The following is a 19,734-nucleotide window of genomic DNA, read 5'->3' on the forward strand; positions in this document are numbered from 1 at the left end:
ATCATTCGTGCCGTTTTGAAGTACTTTTTTACTCATGAGGCGTACTTTTTTTCTCGCAGCCCTGCTTTTGCCTGCGTTGATTGTCAAAACTGCATTTGCCCAGGAGGTTAAACCCGACTCTCTGCGCCGTCTTGCGGTCACCGAGATGGGTGGAGACGCCGCCATGCTGCTCGCCGAGGGCTATTCCTTTGGTCGCTGGGGGCTGAAAGCAAACCGCGACAGCGCCAATGCCTATGTCGCCCGTGCGGCAAAGCTGGGGGTAGCTGAAGCCCAGTATCTCCGTGGCGCAGCGCTCGTCAGAGGACTAGATGGAAAGCGCGACCTCAAAACAGGTATTGCCTTACTGGACAAAGCCGCCAGCCAGCAGCACATCCTCGCCCTGCAATTGCTAACCCAGCTTTACGCAGACACCGCACGTTCGGTCTTTACCGACCCCGCCACGGTAGTTAAAGTAGACTTTGCCAAGGCTTATTCATATGCCCGAAAGGGAGCCGAGCTTGGCGATGCCCGAAGCGCCATGCACGCGGGCTGGGCGGCTTTCCATGGCAAAGGCATCTCTCAGAACGACTCACTGGCCATTCATTGGTGGGCCTTGGCTGCCGAGAAGGGCAGTGTCAATGCCCAGTTGGCCCTCGCTGATCTCTATTATTTTGGTACCGCCACCACTACCCGCAATCTGCCTAAGGCTCGGGTGTATTACCAGATGGCAGCCAGTCATCCCACTGCTTTAATCGAAGACCAGACCCGCGGCCGCATTGGCCTGCACAACCTGGACCAACTGCCCCGTAGGCTGCACAACCTCAACCTGCTGGGCATATTTGCCGCGCCCTACGGTATGTTCGAGGTCAAATTCCAGCGCTGAGGCGCCAGTCTGCTCAGAAGGGCAGGTCGTCGAAGCCCTGCTCTTCTTCTCCGAAGGCCGGGGCTGCTGCAGCGGGCTGCTGGCCCGGTGCAAAACCTGCTGCTTTTTTGCCTCCGCTGCTGCGTTCGCCCTGTGGGGCGGCTGCCTTGGGCTGTGCACCACCACGGGCTATACGCCAGGCTTCCAGCGTCGTGAAGTATACCTTTTCGCCTTTGGGGTTAGTCCACGGGCGCCCCTTCAGGTTGAAGCTTACCGTTATTTCGTCGCCTACCTTGTAGCTCTCTACGAGGTCGCAGCGGTCATTTACCAATTCCAGCTTAATGTACTGGGGGTACTCGGGCTTCTCGGCACACATCAGCACAAACTCGCGTTTGCGCAGGGTGGGCCGCACCTGCTGTTCGTTCATTACCTCGTGCAGGGTGCCGGTCAGTTCGTAGTTCATGCAGTGGGGGTCAGTCGTTTGCTTCGTCCAGTGGGGTTTCAGTGCCATCGGCCAGCAGGCGCGTTACCTGTAGCTCGGCGTGGTCCAGATACTGCTGGCAGTTGCGCAGCAGCGTTTGCCCTTCTTCATACAGCCGCATCGATTCCTCCAGCCCAGCCTGGCCACTCTGCAGTCGCTCGGCTATCTGCCGAATGCGGGCCAGTGCCGCCTCGTAGGAAAAGGCAGCGGTATCGGTTGGGGTCTTGCGCGCCATGTGGAATAGGTCTGCCGTAAAGGTACGCCGGAATGGCTTAGAAGAATGGCCGTGCAGTGCGCCCGCCGCCCACATAATCCTGCCAGTCGCGTCGTTTCTGCAGCTTCAGGTCCTGCAGCATCGAGGCCTTCACCCGTATCTCGAAGTTGTAGCTCTGATAGGTACCAAACGGGATGGCGGTGAAGGTGAACTCCCAGCAGTGCAGGTCGCGCATCACGTTGATCGACGTGAAGGTCAGCTCACGTCGTTGGAAGTCCCAACCTGTCTGTACGCCTACACGCCACTTTTCCGTCAGCCGCACCTCGCCACTTACGCTGAAGCTTTGGGTGTACTGCCCACCGGCCCGGTAGCTGTTGGTGTAGTTCAGGTTGTAGCCCATGTTCACGTTCCAGGGCACGCTGAAGTCTACATAGTTGGCGCGGTAACGCTTCAAGGCTTCCATCTCCCCCGAAAGGTCATCGGCGCGGCCAGTAGGATTGACAGCTGGCAAGGCACTTGGGGCAGCTGTGGCACCCTTTGCAGAGAACGATGTCGTCAGGTTCAGATTGGCACTGGTAAGCCGCCCAATACTGAACCGCTGCGAGGCCAGCAGCTCATCTACCCGCCGGCCATTGCGGAAAACATAGGGGTCAATTGTGCCGCTGTACAGCACATTTACCTTGTTGCCGAACAGGGTGGTTCGCGCCGAGAAGCTGATGTTAGACAGACGGAAACTGTCTGCTGCCACATTGTATGAGAACCCGAAGCTCACGTCATCCAACAGGTTCAGGTACTTGAATTTCTTCTCCTCTCCAGCAACCTCGCGTCCGGCACTGTCGTTCTGGGGCAGGTATTTCATCTGAAGCAGGTTCTGCAGCCGGAACGACAGCAGTTGCTGGGTACCAGCACCTGGGCCCCCGATGGGGCTCTGCGAGAATCGGCTGATGCGTTGAGGCCGGGTGTCGCTCAGGTTTCGCTGTACTTCCTGATAGTAACCGTAGATGGGGTCCGAGAAGTCGGGTCGGAACGAATAGCTCACCGTGGGGATGATGGTATGCCGAAACGCTGCCCGGTTCTTCCACCGCGTCTGCACCAATCCATAGATACGTGTGTTCAGGCTGGCTCCTAGGCTGAAGTCCCGTGCCGTGGCCAGCCGGCGGTCAAACGTCTGTGTCTGCCCGTAGAGTACACCCGCGTTGGTATCGGCCACAGCAAACAGCGTATCCACCCCGCGGCGGCGCGCCACCAGATCGCCCGGTGCCAGTGGGCGGCTGAAAAAAGCAGTGTTGCTCGTAATGCCCGACCAGTACTCTGTATAGTTGATGTTAGGTGTTACCGTGATGTATTTCAGCAGTTTCAGGTTGGTGTTCAGGCCCACCGAGTGCCGCATGCCATAGCGCAGCGAGTCGAACATCGCCTGCTTGAAAAAATTGGCTTCCGATATCTGCGTCTGGTTCAGCAGGTTGGCCGAGTACGAAAGCGAGATATTCTCATACCATCTGGGGAGGCCCAGCTGCACTTTCCGCCGAAAGGGTTGTATACGGTTGGTCTTCGAAATGTTCAGGTTTGGCATCGTCAGGTTCACGATGCGCGTTCGGGTATTCTGTGAGTGGTTCAGGTTGGCCGTCAGGCTCCAGCCCGCCCGGGGGAACATCTTGGTGAAACTGATGCTTGAGTTCAGTTCGTTCGTGAAGATGTCCTGAATACTTCGGGTACTGGTAGTGTAGAAGCCCGAGGAGCCTGCATTCACACTGGCGGTGAACCGCGTGTTCGGGTCTATCGTCTGGTTGTGGTCCCATACTACCCGGAAGTTTGTCTGCTCGCTGTAGCCGGGGTCTCCTTCCTGGCCAAACTTGTTAAAGGCGTATTCAAACGAGAAGCCCCCCTGGAATCGGTAGCGCAGGTCGTAACGGGTTGTTATTTCAGCACGCCAGCTGCCGTTGGTATAAATGTCGCCGCGGAAAGCCAGGTCATAGTAGGGACTCGGTGCCCAGTAGTATCCCCCCTGCCGCAGGTTGAAGCCACGGTTGAAGTCTTCGCCAAACGTTGGGAAAATCACCCCTGAGAAGCGCCCAAAGCGGCTGGGGAAGAAGCCAAACGGAATGACGGCTGGCAGCGGCACATCGCCAATCACCATGTAGAAAGGGCCAGAAATAATCTTGTCGCCCGGTATTACTTTCGTCTTGCCGCTTCGGATGTAAAAGTGTGGCGGATCGTGGCTGCATGTCGTGAAGCGGTTGTTGGCGGCGTAGAAAAAACCTTCCGGTTCACGCTTCGTCCGACTCGAGGTCAGGAAACCCTCTCCCTGCTTGGTACGTGTATATACAATGCTGCCACGCTGTGTGGTGTAGTTGAACCGGATGGATTCCGTGTTGTATATGTTGCCCCCTTCATCCAGCACGGGCATGTTCTGCAGTTCGCCGGTGCTGTCGGGTATGCCATTGGCGGTAATCACGGTCTGCTCAAAGTCCACACCGATACGTTCGGCCTTGATTTTTCGCCCCTCAAATTCCATTTGACTGTCGCGGTAGAGCTGCATCTGGCCTCCCGAAATGTCAAACACCAGCGAGTCTTCAGCAACAAAGTCAATTCGGCTGTTGAGCGGGCTCTGTCGCCGCAGGCTGTCATTCAATGCCTGTTGCCGCACCCGGGCCAGGCTGTCCTCTTTCAGCTTCAGGGTATCAATGGGTTCCTGCTTCCGTTTGATCTGCCGCACCACTTCACGGGGCGCGGTGGTATCACGGTCGCTACCGCGGCGCCGACCCTGTTGGGCCTGCAATACACCTGGGAGGCATATCAACATCAGCACCCAGCCGATGCCTATACGCTGTAGCAGCCTGTGGAACAATTGAATGGCAACTTTTGGGCTGAATTGCCCAATTTTGTAACTGGAGCCAAAATTAGCACGACATGCGTACCGTTCAACCTACCCTCAGATGGTTCGTGCTGCTGACGGCAGCATTGTGCCAGCTTTCGTGGGTATCCAAGCCCGCCCTGAAGCGCGATGTCGAGTACGTGGTGCTCGATCCCGGCCATGGCGGCCACGATCCGGGAACCTCCGGCGTCAAGGCCAAAGAAAAACTTGTGGCCCTCAGCATCGCCCTCAAAGTGGAAAAGCTGCTGAAGGACAATGCCCCCGAGCTCAAGGTTGGCATGACCCGCCGTACAGATGTTTTCGTGCCACTGAATGAGCGCGCTGCTATCGCCAACCGCAAGAAAGCCGATCTCTTCGTCTCCATCCACTGTAACGCAAACCCCAATACCGCCGTCTACGGCACCGAGACTTACGCCATGGGCCTGCACAAAGGCGATGATAACCTCGTCGTCATGGCCGAAAATTCCTCCATTCTGCTGGAGGAAGATTACCAGGAAACCTACGACGGCTTCGACCCCCGCAGCGAAGAAGCCTATATCATCTTCTCCCTCATGCAGAATGCCCATCTGCGCCAGAGCCTGGCACTGGCAGGGCGGGTGGAGGCCAATATGAAAACCACCGGCAAGCGCCGGAGTCGTGGGGTAAAACAGGCTGGCTTTATTGTCCTCTGGAAAACCTCCATGCCTGCCGTACTCATTGAGACGGGCTTTCTCAGCAACCGCCTCGAGGAAAAATTCATGAGTACCGAAGAGGGCCAGCAGTACATTGCCAAGGCCATCTATAGTGCCATTATGGAATACCGCAACGGCAAATAACCCCTTACGGGAACCCTGACGCACTTTCGGCAGTTGCTAGCCAGTGCTGTGTAACTTGCGCCTCTATTGGCTGGCCCTCTCTCCTCTCCTGCATGAAAGTCACCCGCGAGCTTAAAGTCGCAACCCTCACACTGGTAACCATCGCTCTGGTGCTCTATGGCATCAGCTACCTGCGTGGCAGCTCAGTGTTTGCCACCGGCTTCCATATCTATGCCATTTACCCCAATGTGGAGGGGCTGGCTCTGGGCGACAAAGTCATGGTCAATGGCCTGCAGGTAGGCACCGTCAAGGACATGACCCTGTCGGATGACAACAAGCGCATTGTGGTGAAAATGCGCATCGAACGCTCGCTTAAGTTGCCCCGCGACACCGAAGCCCGCATTTCCAGCCTGGGGCTGTTGGGCGACAAAGGTGTGCTGCTGCAGCTGGGCAAGGCCGACAAATTCATTGCCGCCGACGATACCCTCAACGGCTCTACCGAGCCCGGTGTGGCCGATAAACTCCAGGCCGAGCTAACACCCCTCCGCAACGAAATCACCGCGGTGGCGCAGGAAGCCCGCCTGCTCATGCGCAACCTCCGCGCCGGAGCCGCCGACTCCAACCAGCTCAAGCGCATCATGGGAAGCATCGAGGCCACCACCTCCAACCTCAGCCGCGGCACCCGCAACATTGACCGCATCACCGGCAACCTCGAGAGCCTCACCACCAGCCTGCGCCGCAACGAAGGCAACATTGACCGGCTGATGACCAACAGTGCCGACGCCAGCGACTCCATCAAAGCCGCCATGACCGACATCAAGGCCCTGATGGCAAGCTCGCGGCGCACCGTCGAAGACCTCAACGCCATCACCAGCCAGCTGAAGCAGGGCAAAGGCTCCATGGGCAAGCTCCTCTACGACGATCGCCTCTACGAGAACCTGACCCGTACCACCGCCGACCTCGACAGTCTGCTTATTGCCATCAAGCAGAACCCCGGCCGCTTCCTCACCCTCAGCCTCCTTGGCCGCGGCGACCAGGAATAACCTGTTAATTCCCGCGCCTCGGTTCCGCGCGCCATTTGGCGGCCTATCTTTGCGCTCTCCATAAGCGCTACTGAACTGATATGTGCGGGATTGTAGGGGGCATCGCCCTCAAAGGAGCAGCCGAAAGCAGCCAATGGGCTGCAAGAATGGAATCGGCGCTTGATAAACTGGCCCTGCGCGGCCCCGATGGTCACGGCATCTATCGCCACGGCCCAGCCGTGCTGGCTCAGAGCCGCCTGGCTATTCTGGACCTTTCCGCCTTGGCTAACCAGCCCATGTACAGTGCTGATGGCCGTTATGCGCTCGTCTTCAACGGCGAAATCTTCAACTTCCGCGAGCTCCGCCGCGACCGTCTCCCAGCCGACCTCCCCATCCGTTCTACCGGCGATACCGAGGTGCTGCTTCACCTCCTCATCCGCTACGGCGCCGACTGTCTCGACTGGCTCAACGGCTTCTTCGCCATCGCCTTCTATGACCGCGAAACCGGCGTCACGCTTATCTCCCGTGACCGGTATGGCATCAAGCCGCTTCTGCTGTACCAGAACGACGACTGCCTGCTCTTTGCCAGCGAGATGAAGTCCATGCTGGAGCTGGGCGTGCCCCGTCAGTTGGACATGGCCAGTGTGGCTCTCTACTTCGAGCTCAACTACCTGCCGCCCGACCGCGCCATTTTCCAGGGCATGCGTAAGCTGCTGCCCGGTCATTTCCTGCGCATCAGAGAGGGCGAGATAACCGAGCATGTCTACTACACCCTGCCCGATGGCCCTGCGCCCGGCCAGCCCGCACCTGACTATGCCACTGCACAGCAGCACGTCCGCCACCTCCTTGACGCTGCCGTCCAGCGCCGCCTCATCTCCGACGTCCCCGTCGGCCTTTTCCTCAGCGGCGGTATTGACTCCTCGGTGGTAGCCGCTCTGGCCAGCCGCCATGCCACCGACCTCCGCAGCTTCAGTATCAGCTTCACCAACGAGCTGTACGACGAGCGCCCCTATGCCGAAGCCGTGGCCCGCAAGTTTGGCCTGCGCCATACCGTCCTCCAGCTGTCATACGACGACCTCTACGCCAGCCTCGACGACGCCCTCAACTACCTCTGCGAGCCCTTCGCCGACAGTTCGGCCATCAACTTCTACGTCCTCAGCAAGTTCACCCGCCCTCACATCACCGTTGCCCTCACTGGCGACGCTGCCGACGAGCTCTTTGGCGGCTACAGCAAGCACCAGGCCGAAGCCCGCGTGCGCCAGCCCGGCGGCCTCAACTCCCTGCTGAAGCTGGGTGGCGGCCTGCTGGACCTGCTGCCCCTGTCCGACAGCCGCAACAGCAAACTGGGCCGCAAGGTCTTCCAGTTGAAGAAATACACCGATGGCCTGCGCCTGCCCGCCGAGCAGCGTTACTGGCGCTGGCTCCAGAACGGCGGCGAAGAACAGCACGGCCTTCTGCGCAACAAACCCGTGGAAGCCCTGCTCGAACAGCTGCGCCAGCCCTGGAAGGCCCCGGCAAAAGCAGCCGTAGATATGAACGGGGTCCTCAAGGCCGACATGGGTATTGTCCTCACGGGCGACATGCTCGTCAAGGCCGACCTCATGTCCATGGCCAACTCGCTGGAAGTGCGCACCCCCTTCCTGGATTACGATCTTGTAGACTACGTCAGCCGCCTGCCCGCCGACTACAAGACGACCTCGCACATGCGCAAGCGCATTCTGCAGGACGCCTTCCGCGAAATCCTCCCCGCCGAGCTCTACAACCGCCCCAAACAGGGCTTCGAGGTGCCCCTCACCGATTGGTTCCGGACCGCTCTCCGCACCTCCATCGAGCGCGACCTCCTCAACCGCGACTTCGTCGAGAGCCAGGGCCTCTTCAACTACAGCCACATCCAGCAGCTCTGGAACCGCGTGAAAGCTGGCGGCAGTGGCAAGTCCGACGCCGCCCTCTGGGCCATCATCGTCTTCCAGCACTGGTACCGCCGCTACGCCGCCTGATCCATCTTTTCTGTCCACGTCCTACCAACGCACCCACTCTGCCATGCCCCGCGTTCTCCGTATCATCAACCGCCTCAACATCGGCGGCCCCACCTTCAACGCCACCTACCTCACCAAATACCTGGCGCCCGAGTTCGAGACCCTTCTGGTGTCGGGCATGAAGGATGAAACCGAAGGCGATTCCTCGCACATCGCCACCTCGCTGGGCATTCAGCCAGTCTATATCCCCGACATGCACCGCGAAATCAAGCCCTTTCGCGACCTCAAGGGATACCGCCAGCTCCGTAAAATCATCGCCGATTTCAAGCCCGACATCGTGCATACCCACGCTGCCAAGGCGGGCGCGCTGGGGCGTCTGGCGGCTGCCCATGCTGGCGTGCCAGTCGTTGTGCATACCTTTCACGGCCACGTTTTTCACTCGTACTTCTCGCCCCTCAAGACGCGCGTCTTCATCAATCTCGAGCGCTACCTCGCTACGCTCTCCACGGGCATCATCGCCATCAGCCCCACCCAGAAGCACGAGCTGGCCGACGTCTACAGCATCGCCCCCGAAAAGAAGATTGAGGTCATCCCCAATGGGTTCGACCTCTCTCGTTTCCAAAACAACCAGCCGGCCCTGCGGCAGGCGTTCCGCGACCTCTATGCCCTGCCCGACGACACCGTCGCCATCGGCATCATTGGCCGCCTGGTGCCGGTGAAGAACCACCGCCTTTTCCTGGAGTCGCTCTGGCTGCTGAAGAAAAACACGCAGCAGAAGTTCCGCGCCTTCATCATTGGCGATGGCGAAGACCGCCCTGCCCTGGAGGAATACGCCCGCATGCTGGGCCTGCGCATCACCAGCGAACCCGGCAACACCGATGCCGATGTGGTATTCACCAGCTGGATTCTCGACATCGAGCGCGCCTGCGCCGGCCTCGACATCATCGCCCTCTCCAGCCACAACGAAGGTACGCCCGTCACGCTCGTCGAGGCGCAGGCGGCTGCCAAGCCCGTTGTCTCTACCCAGGTGGGTGGCGTGGCCGACATCGTGCGGCACGGCCAGAGCGGCCTGCTGGTGCCCCCCGGCCAGAACGAGCCGTTTGCCCGCGCCCTCCAGCAGTTGGTCGAGAACCCCACCCAGCGCGAGGCCTTTGGCAAAGTGGGTCAGGAACATGCACTGGCACATTTTGGCTACGTGCGCCTCGTACGCGACATGGGCAACTACTACGCCCGTCTGCTCCGCCAGAAGGGTCGCATGTAAGACATTAGGCTTACAGCATCAGCCGTGCGGCAATGCCATCGGCCAGCCCCAGGTGTTGCGGCGGTATGCGCCAGTGGCCGGGTGTGGGCTGTTCCAGCAGCCCCTGCTGTTCCAGCAGCGCCAGTTCGCGCCGCTGCTCGGTAAGCCACTGGTCGCGCAGGGCATCGGGCAGTGCGGTCAGCAGCAGGCCCTCCTTCAGGCGCAGGCGTGTCAGTACCACCTCATTCAGGCGGTCGGTCAGGCTCAGTGCCTCTACTTCCCGTTCAGGCAAGTTGCCCGCCAATAGCTGCTCGATGTAGCCAGGCACGCCCGGCACGTTGCGGTAGCGCCGCAGCTGCCCGTCAAACCCGTGTGCCGAGGGCCCCAGCCCCAGATACGGCGCGCCCGTCCAGTAGCTGCTGTTGTGCACGGCCCGGTAGCCCGGCTGCGCAAAATTTGATACCTCGTACTGCTCCATGCCAGCGGCAGCCGTGTATTGCTGTAGCAGGGTGAAGTGTGCCTCAAAAGCCGTGTCGCTGGGGGCAGGCGTGCGGCCAGTGGCAATGGCCTTTGCCAGCGCCGTACGGTCTTCCACCGTCAGCGCGTAGGCCGAAAGGTGTGGCGCACCCAGCCTCAGGGCCGTTTCCAGGTTGCGCGCCCAGTCGCTGTCGGTCAGACCGGGTACAGCGTAAATCAGGTCCAGCGTCAGGTTGCTGAACCCTGCATCCTGCGCCATCGGCACGCACCGCAGCGCCTGCTCGGCCGAGTGCGCCCGGTGCATGAACCGCAGGTCTGCTTCGCGAAACGACTGAATGCCCACACTCAGCCGGTTGATGCCCTGGGTCTTCCACGCTGCCAACGCTGCCGGGCTGAAATCGTCGGGGTTTGCTTCCAGTGTAATCTCGGCAGTTGGGGCAATGGCAAACGTCCGGTGCAGGGCTTCCAGAATGCGCGCCAGCTGTTCGGGCTCCAGCAGACTGGGGGTGCCGCCTCCGAAGTACACCGAGGCGATCTCGGTGCCCGGCGCAAAGTAGCCCGCTTCCAGCCATATCTCCTGCAACAGCGCCTCCACAAACGCCTCGCGCTGCCCCAGCCGCGTCGTGAAGTGAAAGTCGCAGTAGGTACACGCCTGCCGGCAGAAAGGGATATGCAGATAGATGCCCGCCATGAGGTTGTTTCTGTATTAACGCGGGTCTACGTCCACCATCAGTTGCACGCTTTTGTAGCTGGCGCTGCGACGCACTTCCTGCAGGGCCAGCTGCACGGCATCGCGGGCCAGTTGCAGCTTGTTGCCACGGGGTATCTTCACAAGCACCTGCTGGCGGTACAGCCCCCGCAGCCGCGCCACAAACGGAAACTCCGGCCCAAGCACCAGCCCCGGCAGGTGCCGCTGCAGAATGGCTACCAGTGTGGTTGCGGCCTGCTGCACAAGCTCGCGATCGCCGCTGCGCAGTTCCAGCCGTATCAGCCGGCTGAAGGGCGGGTAGCCATGCAGCCGCCGCTGCTCCAGTTCGCTTTTGAAGAACGCTTCGTAAGGCGCTTCCAGCAGTTGCAGTATTCGGTGGTCGGGCACGCGGGTTTGTATCAGCAGTTCACCGGCCTTTTGCGTGCGGCCTGTGCGGCCTGCCAGTTGCACGAGCAGCTGATATGCGTTCTCGTGTGCCCGAAAGTCCGGCCACGACAGCATCTGGTCGGCCTGCACCACTGCGGCCAGCGTTACATTCTCAAAGTCCAGCCCCTTGGTCACCATCTGCGTGCCCACCAGCACCTGTATCTGCCCGCTCTCCAGCTTCTTGTACAGGTTGCTGAAGCCTTCTTTGCCGCGGGTGGTGTCCAGGTCCATGCGGCCTATGCGTGCCCCCGGCAACACTTCCTGTAAGTCTTCTTCCAGCCGCTCTGTGCCGATGCCTTCGGGTTGCAGGGTGGGGTGGTGGCAGTTGCCGCACTGGTGGGTCTGGTCGTCGGTGTAGCCGCAGTAATGGCACCGCAGGTGATTGGCCGCTTTGTGGTAGGTCAGCGAAATATCGCAGTTGGGGCACTGCGGCACATTGCCGCAGGTCTTGCACACCAGCAGCGGCGAAAACCCCCGCCGGTTTTTGAACACAATCGCCTGCTCGTTGCGGGCCAGCCGCAGCCGCAACGCCTGTAGCAGCGGCTCGGAAAACTGCCCGTGACTGGCTTTGGCATCCGTCTGCACGCGCATATCTATCAGTGACAGCTTGGGCAGCACGGTCTGCACGGCCCGCTCGGGCAGCTGCACCAGATGATACTTGCCCTGTTGGGCGTTCTCGTAGGTCTCAAGGCTTGGTGTCGCCGAGCCCAGTATCACCTGACAGTTGAAGTGTCTGCCATACCACACCGCCGCATCGCGGGCGTGGTAGCGTGGCGCAGGCTCCTGCTGCTTGAAACTCGCGTCGTGCTCTTCGTCCACAATAATCAGCCCCAGGTCGGTGAACGGCAGCAGCAGGGCGCTGCGTACGCCTATCACCGCCTGATATTCACCACTCAGCAGCTTCTGCCATATCTCCACCCGCTCCGGTATGCTGAATCGGCTGTGGTAGACACCCACCGTCGGCCCCAGCTCGCCCCGCACCCGCTCGATGATCTGCGAGGTCAGGGCTATTTCCGGAAGCAGATACAGCGCCTGCTTGCCCGCGGCCATCGCCTGACGCATGCGGGCCGTGTACAGCAGGGTTTTGCCACTGCCCGTCACACCGTGCAGCAGCACCGGCTTGGGATGTTCTTCCTGAGCGTGGGTTTCCAGCTCGGCTAGCGCGCGCTGTTGCAGTGGGGTTGGGGTTTCGCCACGGGCACGGCCCTGGCTCAGGCCCGCCAGCCGGTCTACCGCTACGTCTACAGCCTGTAGAAAGCCTTTCTGCACCAGTGCTTTGGCCACGGCACTGGTGGCGCCTATGCGCTCCAGCAGCTGCTTTTCGGGCAGCGTCTGGCCCTGCAAATGGGCTTCGGCCACCAGCATCAGCAGGGCTTCCTGCTGCGGGGCCCGCCCCAGACTGTCCAGTGCCGCTGCCAGTTCGCCTTCCTGTTGGGCCAGCCCTTCTGCCAGCGCCAGGCAACGGATGGTCTTGGCGCGATACTTTCCTTCCACCACCTGATCCAGCAGCAGCAGGCCCCGCTCGGCCAGCCGGTTCACCAGCGGACGGGCGTTGGCCAGTCCGGTAATCTCCCCGGCCTGCTTCAGGCTCAGTTCCCCCGCCATCGACAGGGCCTCCAGCAGCAGGTACTCGCGGTCGGCCAACTGGTCGGGTTGCAGCACCAGTCCTTCCACGGCGTGCAGGCGCAGTTCGCTCTGTAGCTTCAGGCCCGTTGGCAACGATGCTTTCAGCGCCTCACCCGGAGTGCATAAGTAATAGCTTCCCATCCACTCGTACAGCGCAAGTTGCGCGGGGGTCACGGCGGGCACTTCGTCCAGCACGCTTTCGATGGCCTTCAGGCGGTCGGGGGGCGGGCCTTCGCACAGTTGCGCGTGGGTCACTACGCCAGTCATCAGCTTGCCCTTGCCTAAGGGCACCAGCACCCGCTTGCCTACTGCTGGCGGTGGGCTCACTTCACTGCCCGCCCGGTAGGTGAAACTGCTGCGCAGGGGCACGGGCAGCAGCACGCTCAGCTGCCAGTAGTGGCCGGTTTCCTGCGGGGCGTTCATGGCCTGCAAAACTACCGCATCCAGCCCGCTATTCGGCCATTTTCCGATTTTAACAAATTTTTGCATTTGCCGTCTGCGTATGCTAACTTCCTGAAAAGCAGACAAGGCCATGAAAACGACTTCCACTTTCCTCCGGGTAAGCAGTGGCGCGGCCTTGATCACCGCAGCCCTGCTCATGACGGGCGTACTTTACGCCCAGACGCCTGCTGGCAATGCTCAGCAGGCACAGGCCCCGCAACCCGCTGCCACCGAAGAGATTTCGGAGGCTGATCTCGCCGCCTATCCAGACCTCGCCGAGATCATTCGCAAGCGAAAGGCACAGGAATCCGTGGTGGTGCAACAGCTCGACAAAGAGCCGCAGGTCCTCAATTCCGACAATATCCGGCAGCGTTTCGGCTTCCCTGACGAGGCTTATGCTGCCCAGTCTTCCGGCGACATCGTCGTCGTGGTCAACATCTCACCCGAGGGCCGATACCTCAGCCACCAGATTATGGAGCTCCCACACGAGGCATGGCGCACTCCTGTCAACGAGGCTGTGCCCAGCCTTCGTTTCACCCCCGGCTTGTACCAGGGGCAGGGCGTAAAGTGCAGCGTTACACTCAAGTTCCCCATGGATTATCAGACCGAGCTCGCCCGCCGCGAACCACCCGCCAAAGGTCGCAAGCCCAAAAACTGATTTACACCGTTTTGTTTGAAGTGGACATCGATGGTCTGGCGCAAGCCGGGCCATCGGTTTTTTATGCCACCAGCACATCCAGGTTGTGCCGTTTCTGAAACGCCACCACGGCGCTCCGCAGACTCTGGTGTTCAGGCTGGGTCAGTCCGGCGTCCACTGCCAGCAGTTCCTGCGCTGCCGTCCGCGCCGTTTCCACTATCACGCCGTCGGTGGTGATGTCGGCCAGCGAAAACTCCGGCAGTCCACTCTGCTTCGTTCCCAGGAAGTCGCCCGGCCCACGCAGCGCCAGGTCTATCTCTGCTATCCGGAAGCCATCCGTGTGTTCCACCAGTGCCTGTAGCCGCTGTTTTGCGTCTTTGCCAATCTTGTTTGGCGTCATCAGAATGCAGTAAGACTGTGCCGCGCCCCGGCCTACGCGGCCCCGCAGCTGGTGCAACTGGCTCAGGCCAAAGCGCTCGGCGTTCTCCACCACCATCACGCTGGCGTTCGGCACATCTACCCCCACTTCTATTACCGTCGTCGACACCAGAATGTGGCTCTTGCCCTCCTTGAACCGCTGCATCTCGAATTCCTTGTCCTCGGCCCGCTGCCGCCCATGCACAATCCCTACCCGATATTGCGGAAACTGCCGCGTGAACGCCTGATAGCCGTTCTCCAGGGCTATCAGATCGCTCTTCGCCGACTCATCTATCAGCGGATACACCACATACACCTGCCGCCCTTCCTCCAGCTGCTTCCGCAGAAAGCCAAACATCTCCAGCCGTTTGGTTTCGCTCCGGGCCACCGTACGGATGGGCTTGCGGCCCGGCGGTAGTTCGTCTATCACCGACACATCCACTTCGCCATAGGTGGTCATGGCCAGTGTGCGCGGAATGGGCGTGGCCGTCATCAGCAGGTTGTGGGGCGTCAGGCCCACAGGCGCTTTGCTCCACAGACGGCCACGTTGCAGCACGCCAAACTTATGCTGTTCGTCTATGATGGTCAGCCCCAGGTTCTGAAACTGCACGGGGTCTTCCAGCAGGGCGTGGGTGCCCACCACAATGCGTGTGTGTCCGCTGGCTATGTTGCGCAGCAGCTCGGCCCGCAGGGCTTTGCGCTGCCCGCCGCTCAGCAGGCTTACTTCCACTCCCAACGGCTCCAGGTTGCGTTGCAGGGTCCTGAAGTGCTGCTCGGCCAGTATCTCCGTGGGGGCCATGAAGGCCGCCTGAAAGCCGTTGTCCAGGGCTATCAGCATGCACAGCAGCGCCACCATTGTTTTGCCGCTGCCCACGTCGCCCTGCACCAGCCGGTTCATCGGGATGCTTTTCGCCAGATCAGCCCGCACCTCCTTCACTACGCGCTTCTGCGCGCCCGTCAGCTCAAAAGGCAGGTGGTGTTGGTAGAACGCATGAAACAGCTCGCCCACGCGCGAAAAAGGCGCAGCCCGTCGCTCGGTTTGGGTACGCTGCCGCCGCCGCGCCAGCACCAGCTGGAAAAAGAACAGTTCTTCAAACTTCAGCCGGTAGCGCGCCCGCGCCAGCATCTCCGCCGACTCCGGAAAGTGTATCTGTGCCAGTGCCTCACGTCGTGCCAGCAGGTGGTACTTCCGCAGGATGTCCGTTGGCAGGTTTTCGCCAATCACTTCTTTGCCTGCCTGTAGCAGGCCATGCACCAACCGTCGCACACCCCGGGCATCCAGCCCGGCGCGTTTCATCTTCTCGCTCGTCTGGTATACGGGCACAATCTTCAGCGTGTTGGTGGTGTCCACCTCGCCTTTCGCCACCAACGACTCCATCTCCGGGTGGGCTATCTGCGGCACGCCTCTGAAAAACGTCACCCGTCCATGCAGGGCCACCAGGTCGCCTTCCTGAAAACTCCCCTGCACATACTTCACCCCCTGGAACCATGCCAGCTCTATCACCCCTGTGCCGTCGTGCAGCGCGCAGGTCAGCATTTTCCGGGGGCCCTGCGGCCGCATTTCAAACGGTCCCAGCTTGCCAATCAGGGTTACGCTGTCAGTGCTGCCGCCTTCGCGCAGGCCGGCCACGGAATGCACCTGGCTGCGGTCCAGATGACGGCGCGGATAGTAGTGCAACAGGTCCTCAAACGTGCGGATGCCTGCCTCCGCAGCCAATACCTCAGCCTTCTTGGGGCCTACGCCTTTCAGGTAGGTAATGGGTTCTTGCCAGTAGCTCACGGGCCGTGCGGTGGAGTAGGGTGCAAGTTAACGCCAATAGTGCCCGCCGCCTCAGGCCAGGCTCAGCCCACATTCGGGGCACTCGAGCCGGCGGCCTACACTGGCCTGGCAGGCTGGGCAACGGTCGGGCAGGTGTTCCACTGCTACGTCAAAGCGCTTCGCCAACGCTTCCAGTGCGGCCTCTGCCCAGTCGGCACGTACCCACCTGGTAGTTGGCGTTGCAGGGCCCAGCCAGTGCAGGTCGGCCATATGCTGGTGGTTCACGCTGTAGGGTATGTCGGCAGTTTCCAGCGCCAGCTGCACCCCCAATGCCTCCATCACATTGGTTGTCTCGGCTACTTTCACCAGCCGTACATCCCATTCGTCGCGGGCATTGGCCATTCGGCTCAACGGGTAATGGTCACTGGCGTCGTGCGCACAGTGTTGCTCCGGTTGCCTGCTGCATCAAACACCCAAATTTCAAACTGCGCAGTTTGGCTCGTTGCTCCGCTGCTTAGGGGCAATATTACCATGCTCGGCAGGTTGATCTGCAGTTCCCCTTTGATGCTCAGGTCGCTGCCCTCTGCCAATTCCGGTAGGGCGGCATTCAGCAGGGTATCGCTCTGTGGGGTGGTGGTCGAAGGCGGTGTGTAGGGGTAGAACGGTCGTAGATCCCGCACATACAGGTTTTTACGCGAGCCAGTTCGACCCAAGTCACCGTCCCCATCCTGAAACTCGATCGTAATCACAACGTCATCGCCCACCGAAAGACTGGTAGGAGTGATGCTCACGAACTTGATCTCCGGCGAGTTTGAAAACACAGAGTCGGAGGTTGCGCACGAACCTGACAGCAGTAATGACAGCGCCAGAGCGCGCATCAGATAGGGCCGATAGGTGAGTAGGCGGCGGAGCGTCATATGCTAAAGGTAACAACCAACCCCAACAGTTCGATTCCTCGTTAACATTCGTCTACATTCAAAAGTTAAAATAAGTTAGTCTTAGCCCTTGACTTGCCTCGAGTCTGTGCTAACTTGGGTCTGATTTTTCATGGTTTAGTTTAGGTTGATCGGTTCCCTTAGTCCCACGGGCTAGGGGAATTTTTTTGTTGGGGACTGGGCACCAGACGGTCAAATTTATGTTAACACTTTGACCGTTGTTAGGCTTTCCCATTGCATTGGGTGTAGCTTTGCACCACACTCACTCCTCACTCATGACCAGCCTTAAACTCTTGATTACTGGCGCCTTGCTGCTCGCCAGTCTGCTGCCACCCGAGGCAGCAGCTCAACGCCGCGGGCGTGCACTCCCCGCCAGCACCCAGGCCCCTGTTGCAGTTGCGGCGGCTTCCTCACCTGCGGTGGAAGGGGCTGGCATTGCCTTTGACACAACATCGGTTTCTTTCGGCCGTGTGCAGCAGGGCGATCTCATCGAGCGGACCTTCCAGTTCACCAACACGGGCACCGCGCCTGTTCAGATCCTTGGCGTCAAGCCTGCCTGTGGCTGCACGGTTGCGCAGTTTACCCGCGAGGCCATCAAGCCAGGCGAGAAAGGCTCCATCAAGGTTGTCTTCAATACGGGGGGCAAAATGGGCCCTCAGCAAAAACAGATTCAGGTGTCGACCAACGGCACTCCAGGCGGGCACACACTTGTCCTTCGCGGCGAGGTAGTGTCGCCAGCCATTCCTATTCCCACTTCTCCGGTAGGTAAGCCCCCGCGACAGTAATACTTACTGGGCATAGCGCTGTATCAGCGCCAACATGTGTGGGTGAACTTTCGGGCTGGCTGCGATGATGGTACGGCCAAATACAAAGTCCTGCCCGTCGTAAAAGTCAGTCACGATTCCCCCAGCTTCCTTCACAATCAGCGCACCAGCGGCTACATCCCAGGAGTGCAGGTTTGTCTCAAAGAAGCCGTCGAATCGTCCCATAGCTGTGTAGGCCAGGTCCACCGCTGCACTACCCAGGCGGCGTACCCCACGTGACTGCAGCATGAAGTCGCGCAGCATGTTCATGTATTCATCTACCCGGCCAAACTTCCGGAACGGGAAACCCGTGGCAATCAGACTGTCGGCGAGGCTGTCCGCACTGCTCGTCCGGATGGGACGTTCGTTCAGGAAGGCGCCTTGCCCTTTCCCGGCCAGGAACAGTTCATTCTGGTTAATCTCGTACACAAAGCCCAGCACCGTTTCCCCGCCCACACGCAGCGCCGCACTGATGCTGTACATCGGTACGCCGTACACAAAGTTGGTAGTGCCATCCAGAGGGTCCAGTACCCATACAGCGTCGCGGTCATCGTCCTTCAGGCCCGACTCCTCCATGATGAACCCACACCCGGGCGTCAGCTGCCCCAGCGATTCCTGCAACATTTGTTCAGCCCGGCGGTCTACGTACGAAACCAAGTCGTTGGTCGACTTCAGTTCTGCCTTGTCTCGGGAGAATGCCTGCTGCTCCTGTCGAATGAAACTGCCCGTCTGTCGGATGGCCAGCATCATTTCTTTTACGAGAGGGCCTTCCAGGCGGAAGTCGGCTTGCACGGCGTCAGGCATGGGCAGTTAAGGAATCAGCAGTTAGGCGCTGCCGAAGGCGAAGGTACAGGATAAGCCCGCGCACAGCCAAAAGCACTACGATCGGAATCAGCGAATAGTGCAGCCATTGCGGCAGGAATACCCAGGTCACCAGCAGCAGCAGGTTAAGTGTCGAGGTCAGGGCAAAATACAGGCCAATCCATCGCCTCAGATGGGGTGTTTTGGCCCAGGCCAACAGTGCAATTGCGGGTAAATGCAGAGGCTGCGCCCACAACAGGTTCAGGTTGGGGCCAGTGGCTGCGTGGTCGGTTGCCACCCACAGCAGCAGAATCACCGTTCCCAACAATCCAGCCACAGGGTAGAGTGCTGCGTCCAAAGGACTGATTATCCGCTTCACGGGGGCTTTCTGCTGTAAACCCCAGGCCTGCCAGCCGCTGTAGAGCAGCCCCGCCACCCCCAGTGCCCATAGCAACTGGGCAGGTGTGAAGGGAAGCGCGGGAGTCTCGGTCAGTGGTGGGGGCTGAAAGTTCTCTCGGGTGCTCCGTACCAATGGCATCAGCTCACCGGTAGCGCGGCGTACGCGTGCCGCGGCAAAGGCACTCGCCAGTGAGTCGGGCAGGAACATATACTGTGCGGGCTCGGCGGTGGCATCACACGGAATGCCTAGTGCCAGGTCTATTCCAAAGTCGGCCCAAGGCTTTTGCTCTCGCAGATAGGGCTCTATCAATTCCCGGAAACTGATGGGTGTGTTCCGTTTCGGGAACTGCCATTCCAGTTCCTGCCCTATGCTAAGCGCCACAATGTCGCGTATGCGCGTTGCGCAGTTGTCCAGAAAGAAGTCGTAATGATAAAATCGGTTCTCCGGCTGGTAGTTCTCTATCAGCAGTTGATACAGGCGTGTCACTTGGGCAGGTGTCAGGCTCAGCTCCTGTTCGCGCACACTGCGGCCTTCATAGATGGCGGCCCGTTCCAGTTGCTCATAGCTGCCGATGCTCAGCATATACAGCAGCTTGCCCCGGGCAAACTTCGTGTAGAAGTCAGGGTCCGAGAAGTCGAACGTCCCGTAGTTGAACACCTCGTCTACACCAAGGCTCGCATCCTGTATCCGGATGGCACTGTGCCCAAAACCGCTGTAGAGCTGGTCGCCGGGGCCTACCGTCACCAGCGACGCCCGTGCCGTTTCTGTCAGTCGTGGCTGGGCCCACATACTCGTGGCGCTCAGCAGCAGGGCCAGTGCGGCCATTACAATACGCATGCCCAAAAATATCCTTTCGCCCT

Annotated in this window: 17 protein-coding genes; 7 read left to right on the top strand and 10 right to left on the bottom strand. The window is 60.1% G+C overall.

The genetic code is table 11. From position 1 onward, the window contains the following. Positions 1–34: 34 nt before the first annotated feature. Positions 35–862 (top strand): tetratricopeptide repeat protein, encoded by an 828-nt coding sequence (locus AC2D8O_RS02995; RefSeq protein WP_484677302.1) that lies wholly within the window; start codon positions 35–37, stop codon positions 860–862. Positions 863–875: 13 nt separating this feature from the next. Here the strand turns inward: AC2D8O_RS02995 and AC2D8O_RS03000 are convergent, their stop codons facing one another. The 3 genes from AC2D8O_RS03000 to AC2D8O_RS03010 are packed head-to-tail and all read right to left on the bottom strand — an operon-like array spanning position 876 to position 4,339. Next, complete coding sequence (locus AC2D8O_RS03000; RefSeq protein ID WP_484677303.1) at positions 876–1,304, bottom strand: DUF3127 domain-containing protein; 429 nt, start codon at positions 1,302–1,304, stop codon at positions 876–878. A gap of 10 nt (positions 1,305–1,314) precedes the next feature. After that, positions 1,315–1,557 carry an exodeoxyribonuclease VII small subunit gene (gene xseB, locus AC2D8O_RS03005; protein ID WP_484677304.1) on the bottom strand — a complete coding sequence of 81 codons (243 nt, stop codon included), beginning with the start codon at positions 1,555–1,557 and terminating at the stop codon, positions 1,315–1,317. Positions 1,558–1,594: 37 nt separating this feature from the next. Further along, on the bottom strand, positions 1,595–4,339 hold the full coding sequence (locus tag AC2D8O_RS03010; RefSeq protein WP_484677305.1) for a putative LPS assembly protein LptD: 2,745 nt from the start codon (positions 4,337–4,339) through the stop codon (positions 1,595–1,597). Between the two features lie 107 nt (positions 4,340–4,446). Between AC2D8O_RS03010 and AC2D8O_RS03015 the strand changes: the two genes are divergently transcribed. The 4 genes from AC2D8O_RS03015 (at position 4,447) to AC2D8O_RS03030 (ending at position 9,464) form a co-directional block, all read left to right on the top strand. Beyond that, positions 4,447–5,226: an N-acetylmuramoyl-L-alanine amidase family protein gene (locus AC2D8O_RS03015; RefSeq protein WP_484677306.1), complete on the top strand. Its 780-nt coding sequence runs from the start codon at positions 4,447–4,449 to the stop codon at positions 5,224–5,226. 92 nt (positions 5,227–5,318) lie between these two features. Then, positions 5,319–6,248 (top strand): MlaD family protein, encoded by a 930-nt coding sequence (locus AC2D8O_RS03020; RefSeq protein ID WP_484677307.1) that lies wholly within the window; start codon positions 5,319–5,321, stop codon positions 6,246–6,248. An 80-nt stretch (positions 6,249–6,328) separates the two neighbouring features. Further along, on the top strand, positions 6,329–8,224 hold the full coding sequence (gene asnB / locus AC2D8O_RS03025; RefSeq protein WP_484677308.1) for an asparagine synthase (glutamine-hydrolyzing): 1,896 nt from the start codon (positions 6,329–6,331) through the stop codon (positions 8,222–8,224). Positions 8,225–8,267: 43 nt separating this feature from the next. After that, positions 8,268–9,464, top strand: a complete 1,197-nt coding sequence (locus AC2D8O_RS03030) for a glycosyltransferase (RefSeq protein ID WP_484677309.1) — start codon at positions 8,268–8,270, stop codon at positions 9,462–9,464. A 10-nt stretch (positions 9,465–9,474) separates the two neighbouring features. Here the strand turns inward: AC2D8O_RS03030 and hemW are convergent, their stop codons facing one another. Both hemW and priA read right to left on the bottom strand, forming a co-directional pair. Next, positions 9,475–10,611 carry a radical SAM family heme chaperone HemW gene (gene hemW, locus AC2D8O_RS03035; protein WP_484677310.1) on the bottom strand — a complete coding sequence of 379 codons (1,137 nt, stop codon included), beginning with the start codon at positions 10,609–10,611 and terminating at the stop codon, positions 9,475–9,477. Between the two features lie 15 nt (positions 10,612–10,626). Then, positions 10,627–13,104 carry a replication restart helicase PriA gene (gene priA / locus AC2D8O_RS03040; RefSeq protein ID WP_484677311.1) on the bottom strand — a complete coding sequence of 826 codons (2,478 nt, stop codon included), beginning with the start codon at positions 13,102–13,104 and terminating at the stop codon, positions 10,627–10,629. A 109-nt stretch (positions 13,105–13,213) separates the two neighbouring features. On the opposite strand from priA, the gene AC2D8O_RS03045 reads away from it, so the two are divergent. Continuing rightward, on the top strand, positions 13,214–13,780 hold the full coding sequence (locus tag AC2D8O_RS03045; protein WP_484677312.1) for an energy transducer TonB: 567 nt from the start codon (positions 13,214–13,216) through the stop codon (positions 13,778–13,780). A 61-nt stretch (positions 13,781–13,841) separates the two neighbouring features. On the opposite strand, the gene recG is transcribed toward AC2D8O_RS03045, so the two are convergent. From recG to AC2D8O_RS03060, 3 genes are read right to left on the bottom strand one after another with little or no spacing between them, the layout of a single operon-like run. Then, entirely contained in the window at positions 13,842–15,956 is a 2,115-nt protein-coding gene (gene recG, locus AC2D8O_RS03050) for an ATP-dependent DNA helicase RecG (RefSeq protein WP_484677313.1), read from the bottom strand. A gap of 51 nt (positions 15,957–16,007) precedes the next feature. Next, on the bottom strand, positions 16,008–16,337 hold the full coding sequence (locus AC2D8O_RS03055) for a hypothetical protein (RefSeq protein ID WP_484677314.1): 330 nt from the start codon (positions 16,335–16,337) through the stop codon (positions 16,008–16,010). Positions 16,338–16,342: 5 nt separating this feature from the next. Continuing rightward, on the bottom strand, positions 16,343–16,852 hold the full coding sequence (locus tag AC2D8O_RS03060) for a hypothetical protein (RefSeq protein ID WP_484677315.1): 510 nt from the start codon (positions 16,850–16,852) through the stop codon (positions 16,343–16,345). 293 nt (positions 16,853–17,145) lie between these two features. Here AC2D8O_RS03060 and AC2D8O_RS03065 point away from each other — a divergent pair, with 293 nt between their 5' ends. After that, a complete protein-coding gene (locus tag AC2D8O_RS03065) occupies positions 17,146–17,655 on the top strand; it encodes a DUF1573 domain-containing protein (RefSeq protein WP_484677316.1) in 510 nt (169 codons plus the stop codon). A 3-nt stretch (positions 17,656–17,658) separates the two neighbouring features. Here the strand turns inward: AC2D8O_RS03065 and AC2D8O_RS03070 are convergent, their stop codons facing one another. Both AC2D8O_RS03070 and AC2D8O_RS03075 read right to left on the bottom strand, forming a co-directional pair. Next, the gene (locus tag AC2D8O_RS03070; protein ID WP_484677317.1) at positions 17,659–18,477 is read right to left on the bottom strand and encodes an inositol monophosphatase family protein; all 819 of its coding nucleotides are present in this window, start codon (positions 18,475–18,477) and stop codon (positions 17,659–17,661) included. Further along, positions 18,470–19,711, bottom strand: coding sequence for an Lnb N-terminal periplasmic domain-containing protein (locus tag AC2D8O_RS03075; RefSeq protein ID WP_484677318.1), 1,242 nt, complete (start codon positions 19,709–19,711; stop codon positions 18,470–18,472). Before AC2D8O_RS03075 ends, AC2D8O_RS03070 begins: the two co-directional genes overlap by 8 nt. Positions 19,712–19,734 lie beyond the last annotated feature (23 nt).

This window comes from Pontibacter sp. T17 (assembly GCF_057219875.1).

Excerpts from the sequence above, each read along its gene's own strand:
- AC2D8O_RS02995 (WP_484677302.1), top strand. The coding sequence starts at position 35 with ATGAGGCGTACTTTTTTTCTCGCAGCCCTGCTTTTGCCTGCGTTGATT.
- AC2D8O_RS03000 (WP_484677303.1), bottom strand. The coding sequence starts at position 1,304 with ATGAACTACGAACTGACCGGCACCCTGCACGAGGTAATGAACGAACAG.
- xseB (WP_484677304.1), bottom strand. The coding sequence starts at position 1,557 with ATGGCGCGCAAGACCCCAACCGATACCGCTGCCTTTTCCTACGAGGCG.
- AC2D8O_RS03010 (WP_484677305.1), bottom strand. The coding sequence starts at position 4,339 with ATGTTGATATGCCTCCCAGGTGTATTGCAGGCCCAACAGGGTCGGCGC.
- AC2D8O_RS03015 (WP_484677306.1), top strand. The coding sequence starts at position 4,447 with ATGCGTACCGTTCAACCTACCCTCAGATGGTTCGTGCTGCTGACGGCA.
- AC2D8O_RS03020 (WP_484677307.1), top strand. The coding sequence starts at position 5,319 with ATGAAAGTCACCCGCGAGCTTAAAGTCGCAACCCTCACACTGGTAACC.
- asnB (WP_484677308.1), top strand. The coding sequence starts at position 6,329 with ATGTGCGGGATTGTAGGGGGCATCGCCCTCAAAGGAGCAGCCGAAAGC.
- AC2D8O_RS03030 (WP_484677309.1), top strand. The coding sequence starts at position 8,268 with ATGCCCCGCGTTCTCCGTATCATCAACCGCCTCAACATCGGCGGCCCC.
- hemW (WP_484677310.1), bottom strand. The coding sequence starts at position 10,611 with ATGGCGGGCATCTATCTGCATATCCCTTTCTGCCGGCAGGCGTGTACC.
- priA (WP_484677311.1), bottom strand. The coding sequence starts at position 13,104 with ATGAACGCCCCGCAGGAAACCGGCCACTACTGGCAGCTGAGCGTGCTG.
- AC2D8O_RS03045 (WP_484677312.1), top strand. The coding sequence starts at position 13,214 with ATGAAAACGACTTCCACTTTCCTCCGGGTAAGCAGTGGCGCGGCCTTG.
- AC2D8O_RS03055 (WP_484677314.1), bottom strand. The coding sequence starts at position 16,337 with ATGGCCAATGCCCGCGACGAATGGGATGTACGGCTGGTGAAAGTAGCC.
- AC2D8O_RS03060 (WP_484677315.1), bottom strand. The coding sequence starts at position 16,852 with ATGACGCTCCGCCGCCTACTCACCTATCGGCCCTATCTGATGCGCGCT.
- AC2D8O_RS03065 (WP_484677316.1), top strand. The coding sequence starts at position 17,146 with ATGACCAGCCTTAAACTCTTGATTACTGGCGCCTTGCTGCTCGCCAGT.
- AC2D8O_RS03070 (WP_484677317.1), bottom strand. The coding sequence starts at position 18,477 with ATGCCTGACGCCGTGCAAGCCGACTTCCGCCTGGAAGGCCCTCTCGTA.
- AC2D8O_RS03075 (WP_484677318.1), bottom strand. The coding sequence starts at position 19,711 with ATGCGTATTGTAATGGCCGCACTGGCCCTGCTGCTGAGCGCCACGAGT.